The organism is Klebsiella sp. 10 (assembly GCF_018223925.1).
Taxonomy (GTDB): domain Bacteria; phylum Pseudomonadota; class Gammaproteobacteria; order Enterobacterales; family Enterobacteriaceae; genus Klebsiella; species Klebsiella pneumoniae.
Window position 1 is genome coordinate 100278 of sequence record NZ_JAGRRB010000025.1, and the last position, 6249, is coordinate 106526.

The following is a 6249-nucleotide window of genomic DNA, read 5'->3' on the forward strand; positions in this document are numbered from 1 at the left end:
GAAAGCTCTAACCTTTTTTTGCATTACCGGGATGTAAAGTGAATACAACGCTGTTTCGATGGCCGGTTCGGGTCTACTACGAAGATACCGATGCCGGTGGTGTGGTTTACCACGCCAGTTACGTCGCTTTTTATGAAAGAGCACGCACAGAGATGCTGCGCCACCATCACTTTAGTCAACAGGTGCTGTTGGCTGAACGCGTTGCCTTCGTGGTTCGCAAAATGACGCTGGAGTATTTTGCCCCCGCCAGACTCGACGACATGCTCGAAGTCCAGACGGAAATTACCTCGATGCGCGGCACCTCTTTGGTTTTCACGCAGCGAATCGTCAACGCCGAGAATACAGTGTTAAACGAAGCTGAGGTTCTCATTGTGTGCGTTGATCCACTCTTAATGAAGCCACGTGCGCTTCCCAAGTCTATTGTCGCGGAGTTTAAGCAGTGACTGACATGAATATCCTTGATTTGTTCCTGAAGGCGAGCCTTCTGGTAAAACTTATCATGTTGATTTTGATTGGTTTTTCTATCGCTTCCTGGGCTATCATTATTCAGAGAACGCGTATCCTTAACTCGGCCGCGCGTGAAGCTGAAGCGTTCGAGGACAAATTCTGGTCCGGGATCGAGCTCTCTCGTCTGTACCAGGAGAGCCAGGGGCGTCGCGATAACCTGACCGGTTCGGAACAAATCTTCTACAGCGGTTTCAAAGAGTTTGCGCGCCTGCATCGCGCCAACAGCCATGCGCCGGAAGCGATTGTCGAAGGGGCATCGCGCGCGATGCGTATTTCGATGAACCGCGAACTGGAAACGCTGGAGACCCATATTCCGTTCCTCGGCACCGTAGGCTCGATCAGCCCGTATATCGGTCTGTTTGGTACCGTCTGGGGGATTATGCACGCCTTTATCGCCCTTGGCGCGGTGAAGCAGGCCACCCTGCAGATGGTGGCGCCAGGTATCGCCGAAGCGCTGATCGCCACCGCGATTGGTCTGTTCGCCGCGATCCCGGCGGTCATGGCGTATAACCGCCTGAACCAGCGCGTGAACAAGCTTGAACTGAATTACGACAACTTTATGGAAGAGTTCACCGCTATTCTGCACCGTCAGGCCTTTACCACCAGCGAAAGCAATAAGGGGTAAGCCATGGCCAGAGCACGTGGACGCGGACGTCGCGAACTGAAGTCCGAGATCAACATCGTTCCGCTGCTGGATGTCCTGCTGGTGCTGCTGCTGATCTTTATGGCAACGGCGCCGATCATTACGCAGAGCGTGGAAGTCGATCTGCCGGACGCCACGGAATCGCAAGCGGTGAAAAGCAATGACGATCCGCCGGTGATTGTGGAAGTCTCCGGGGTAGGGCAGTACAGCGTGAAGGTGGGGCAGGAGACGCTGTCCCAGCTGCCGCCGGAGCAGGTGATTGCCGAAGCGAAGCGTCGTCTTGAAGCCAATGAAAAAACGGTATTCCTGATCGGCGGTGCGAAAGACGTCCCTTACGATGAAATTATTAAAGCGCTGAACCTGTTGCATAGTGCAGGGGTTAAATCGGTCGGCTTGATGACCAAACCTATTTAATCGCTTCAGGTAGGTGCGTCCGCGCGGCGTCCGGTGGCGGGTATCGCTCGCCGTCGGTGCGCATCGCGGATACAGGCGAACAGTTTTTGGGAACCGATAGTGTCAAAGGCAACCGAACAAAACGACAAGCTTAAACGAGCGATCATCATTTCAGTCGCGCTGCACATCATTCTGATCGCGCTGCTGATCTGGAGTTCGTTTGACGAGCATCTGGATGCCTCTGCCGGCGGCGGCGGCGGATCGTCGATTGATGCCGTCATGGTCGATCCGGGGGCGGTGGTAAATAACTATAACCGTCAGCAACAGCAGCAGGCCAGCGCACGTCGCGCCGCTGAACAGCGTGAAAAACAGGCGCAGCAGCAGGCGGAAGAGTTACGTGAGAAACAGGCGGCGGAACAGGAACGGCTGAAACAGCTCGAACAGGAGCGGCTGCAGGCGCAGGAAGCGGCGAAAGAAGCGAAGGAGCAGCAGAAGCAGGCTGAAGAAGCGGCTGCCAAGGCCGCCGCGGCGGCAAAAGCCAAAGCGGACGCACAGGCAAAAGCCAAAGCGGACGCACAGGCAAAAGAAGCGCAGGAAGCCGCTGCCAAAGCGGCCGCCGAGGCGAAAGCGAAGGCGGATGCCCAGGCGAAAGCGGCAGAACAGGCGGCGGCCAAGGCGGCTGCTGACGCGAAGAAGCAGGCCGAAGCCGCTGCAGCGAAAGCCGCTGCCGAGGCGAAGAAACAGGCGGAAGCTGAAGCGGCGAAAGCTGCGGCCGAGGCGCAGAAGAAAGCGGAAGCGGCGGCTGCGAAGAAAGCGCAACAGGAAGCGGAGAAAAAAGCCCAGCAGGAAGCGGCTAAGCAGGCGGCAGCTGAAAAAGCGGCTGCTGAGAAAGCTGCCGCGCAAAAAGCGGCCGCTGAGAAGGCCGCCGCCGAGAAAGCCGCAGCCGCTGAAAAAGCGGCGGCAGCGAAAGCGGCTGCAGCAGAGAAGGCTGCAGCTGATAAAGCGGCCAAGGCGGCAGCAGCAAAAGCCGCGGCGGCGAAGAAAGCGGCGGCTGCGAAAGAAGCGGACGGCGTAGACAACCTGCTCGGCGATCTGAGTTCTGGTAAGAATGCGCCTAAAACAGGCGGTGGGGCCAAAGGAAACAATGCCTCCGCTGCCGGGAGTGGTAATACTAAAAACAGTGCCTCAGGGGCTGATATCAACAACTATGCCGGACAGATAAAATCGGCGATTGAAAGTAAGTTTTATGACGCATCGTCCTATGCGGGCAAAACATGTACCTTGCGTATCAAACTTGCTCCTGACGGCCTGTTGTTAAATATACAGTCCGAAGGTGGTGATCCTGCTCTGTGCCAGGCCGCTCTTGCCGCAGCCCGACAGGCTAAGTTTCCGAAACCACCTAGCCAGGCAGTATATGAAGTCTTCAAAAATGCGCCACTGGACTTCAAACCTCAGTGACATTTTTCCCCGTGCAAACGGGGAAAAACAATCTATGGTAGTCACAGGGTTTTGGTAGTTTTGTATATTTGAGTTTGTTAACATTCTGCTAAATTATCGTGGGCTTTCCGCCCGGATAAGGGAGATATGATGAAGCAGGCATTACGAGTAGCATTTGGTTTTTTAATGCTGTGGGCGGCGGTGCTGCACGCAGAAGTACGTATCGAGATCACCCAGGGGGTGGACTCGGCGCGCCCTATCGGCGTGGTACCGTTCCAGTGGGCCGGCCAGGGCGCTGCGCCGGAAGATGTCGGTGGTATCGTGGCAGCTGACCTGCGCAACAGCGGTAAATTCAATCCGCTGGATCGCTCTCGTCTGCCGCAGCAGCCGACCAGTGCCCAGGAAGTGCAGCCTGCTGCCTGGTCTGCGCTGGGTATTGACGCCGTAGTCGTCGGCCAGGTCACGCAAAATCCGGATGGTTCTTATCAGGTTGCGTATCAACTGGTGGACACCGGCGGAGCGCCGGGCACAACGCTGGCGCAAGGTTCTTTTAAAGTCACTAAGCAGTACCTGCGCTATGCGGCGCACGCGGCCAGCGACGCGGTATTTGAGAAGCTGACCGGCATCAAGGGCGCCTTCCGTACCCGTATCGCCTACGTGGTGCAGAAAAACGGCGGCCAGTACCCTTACGAACTGCGCGTGTCCGACTACGATGGTTACAACCAGTTCCTGGTTCACCGTTCCTCCCAGCCGCTGATGTCCCCGGCCTGGTCTCCGGACGGTTCTAAACTGGCCTACGTTACCTTTGAAAGCGGTCGTTCTGCGCTGGTGGTTCAGACCCTGGCGAACGCCTCTGTGCGTCAGATCGCCTCCTTCCCGCAGCACAACGGCGCCCCGGCGTTCTCACCGGATGGTTCTAAACTGGCGTTCGCGCTGTCGAAAACCGGTAGCCTGAACCTGTACGTAATGGATCTGGGATCGGGTCAGATTCGTCAGGTGACCAACGGTCGCAGCAACAACACCGAACCAAGCTGGTTCCCGGACAGCCAGAATCTGGCCTTCACTTCTGACCAGGCAGGTCGTCCGCAGGTATATAAAGTCAACATTAATGGCGGCACGCCGCAGCGTATCACCTGGGAAGGTTCTCAGAACCAGGACGCCGACGTGAGCGCGGATGGTAAAACCATGGTAATGGTCAGCTCGGCCGGCGGTCAGCAGCACATTGCCAAACAAGATCTGGAAACGGGTGGTGTACAGGTTCTGTCATCAACGTTTTTAGACGAAACGCCAAGTCTGGCACCTAACGGCACTATGGTAATCTACAGCTCTTCTCAGGGGATGGGATCCGTGCTGAATCTGGTTTCTACAGATGGGCGTTTCAAAGCGCGTCTTCCGGCAACTGATGGACAGGTAAAATCGCCTGCCTGGTCGCCGTATCTGTGATAATAAATAATTGATTATTAAAGGAATCAAAGAAATGCAACTGAACAAAGTGCTGAAAGGGCTGATGATCGCTCTGCCGGTTATGGCAATCGCGGCATGTTCTTCTAACAAGAACGCCAGCAACGACCAGAGCGGTGAAGGCATGCTGGGTGCCGGCACTGGTATGGACGCTAACGGTAACGGCGGCAACATGTCTTCTGAAGAGCAAGCTCGTCTGCAGATGCAGCAGCTGCAGCAGAACAACATCGTTTACTTCGATCTCGACAAGTACGATATCCGTTCTGACTTCGCTGCTATGCTGGACGCGCACGCTAACTTCCTGCGCAGCAACCCGTCCTACAAAGTGACTGTAGAAGGTCACGCGGATGAGCGCGGTACGCCGGAATACAACATCGCTCTGGGTGAGCGTCGTGCTAACGCCGTTAAGATGTATCTGCAGGGCAAAGGTGTTTCTGCCGATCAGATCTCCATCGTTTCTTACGGTAAAGAAAAACCAGCAGTACTGGGTCATGACGAAGCGGCATATGCCAAAAACCGTCGCGCCGTACTGGTTTACTAAGAGAATTGCATGAGCAGTAACTTCAGACATCATTTATTGAGTCTGTCGTTACTGGTTGGCATAGCGGCCCCCTGGGCCGCTTTTGCTCAGGCGCCAATCAGTAGTGTCGGCTCAGGCTCGGTCGAAGACCGCGTCACTCAACTCGAGCGTATTTCCAATGCTCACAGCCAGCTTTTAACCCAACTCCAGCAACAACTCTCTGATAACCAGACTGACATTGATTCTCTCCGCGGACAGATCCAGGAGAACCAGTACCAGCTGAATCAGATCGTTGAGCGCCAGAAACAGATTCTGCTGCAGATAGATAGTCTAAGCAGCGGTGGCGGCGCAGCATCAAGTGCGCAGGCTCCGTCGTCTTCTGGCGATCAGAGCGCGGCTGCCACCAGCGCAGCGCCAGCGGCCACCTCAGGCGCCCCGGCGATGACCGGCGATGCGAACACCGATTATAATGCCGCTATTGCCCTGGTGAAGGATGCCTCACGCCAGGATGACGCGATGGTGGCGTTTCAAAACTTCGTCAAAAAGTACCCGGATTCAACCTACCAGCCAAACGCTAACTACTGGCTCGGGCAGTTGAACTACAATAAGGGGAGAAAAGACGACGCGGCGTTTTACTTCGCTTCGGTGGTGAAGAACTACCCGAAATCGCCAAAAGCGCCTGACGCGATGTTTAAAGTCGGCGTGATCATGCAGGACAAAGGTGATACCGCGAAAGCGAAAGCGGTTTACCAGCAGGTGATCAATAAATTCCCCGGCACCGACGGTGCGAAACAAGCGCAAAAACGACTTAATGCTCTTGGTTGATTACGGCATGACCAGAAATCGCGTTATTTCTGGTCTTGTCGCCTGAATCGCCAGCAGTTAAGTGATCTTTATCGAAATTTTAGTTGCGCTGAATTCTGAAATCAGTAATATATGCCGCCGTTGCCAAGGGATATCAAACAAGCCCAAAGCAATGCCAGAGTGGGTCGTTAGCTCAGTTGGTAGAGCAGTTGACTTTTAATCAATTGGTCGCAGGTTCGAATCCTGCACGACCCACCAATCGTTCTGGTGGAACGCGATAGTAAAACGTGAAGGATAACGTTGCGTCAGCAACGGCCCGTAGGGCGAGGCGAAGCCGAGTCATCCTGCACGACCCACCGCTTAGTAGTATCCAGCGTAGTATCGGGTGATTAGCTCAGCTGGGAGAGCACCTCCCTTACAAGGAGGGGGTCGGCGGTTCGATCCCGTCATCACCCACCACCGGGTCGTTAGCTCAGTTGGTAGA

The 6249-nt window shown here is 55.3% G+C and carries 7 protein-coding genes and 2 tRNA genes; all 9 read left to right on the plus strand.

From position 1 onward, the window contains the following. The first annotated feature begins 38 nt into the window (after positions 1-38). The 9 genes from ybgC to KHQ26_RS24540 all read left to right on the plus strand — a co-directional run bounded on the left by ybgC (position 39) and on the right by KHQ26_RS24540 (position 6224). Positions 39-443, plus strand: coding sequence for a tol-pal system-associated acyl-CoA thioesterase (gene ybgC, locus KHQ26_RS24500; RefSeq protein WP_002895056.1), 405 nt, complete (start codon positions 39-41; stop codon positions 441-443). Continuing rightward, the gene (gene tolQ / locus KHQ26_RS24505; RefSeq protein WP_004152221.1) at positions 440-1132 is read left to right on the plus strand and encodes a Tol-Pal system protein TolQ; all 693 of its coding nucleotides are present in this window, start codon (positions 440-442) and stop codon (positions 1130-1132) included. Before ybgC ends, tolQ begins: the two co-directional genes overlap by 4 nt. A 3-nt stretch (positions 1133-1135) precedes the next feature. After that, a complete protein-coding gene (tolR, locus tag KHQ26_RS24510) occupies positions 1136-1564 on the plus strand; it encodes a colicin uptake protein TolR (RefSeq protein WP_002895061.1) in 429 nt (142 codons plus the stop codon). A 99-nt stretch (positions 1565-1663) separates the two neighbouring features. Continuing rightward, complete coding sequence (gene tolA, locus KHQ26_RS24515; RefSeq protein ID WP_029496982.1) at positions 1664-3001, plus strand: cell envelope integrity protein TolA; 1338 nt, start codon at positions 1664-1666, stop codon at positions 2999-3001. A gap of 129 nt (positions 3002-3130) precedes the next feature. Continuing rightward, positions 3131-4423, plus strand: a complete 1293-nt coding sequence (gene tolB / locus KHQ26_RS24520; protein WP_002895066.1) for a Tol-Pal system beta propeller repeat protein TolB — start codon at positions 3131-3133, stop codon at positions 4421-4423. A 34-nt stretch (positions 4424-4457) separates the two neighbouring features. After that, complete coding sequence (gene pal / locus KHQ26_RS24525) at positions 4458-4982, plus strand: peptidoglycan-associated lipoprotein Pal (protein ID WP_002895068.1); 525 nt, start codon at positions 4458-4460, stop codon at positions 4980-4982. 9 nt (positions 4983-4991) lie between these two features. Beyond that, positions 4992-5786: a cell division protein CpoB gene (cpoB, locus tag KHQ26_RS24530; protein WP_020803665.1), complete on the plus strand. Its 795-nt coding sequence runs from the start codon at positions 4992-4994 to the stop codon at positions 5784-5786. A 161-nt stretch (positions 5787-5947) separates the two neighbouring features. Continuing rightward, positions 5948-6023: transfer RNA gene (locus KHQ26_RS24535), tRNA-Lys, on the plus strand. A 125-nt stretch (positions 6024-6148) separates the two neighbouring features. Beyond that, positions 6149-6224 (plus strand) — tRNA-Val (locus KHQ26_RS24540). The last annotated feature ends 25 nt before the right edge of the window (positions 6225-6249 follow it).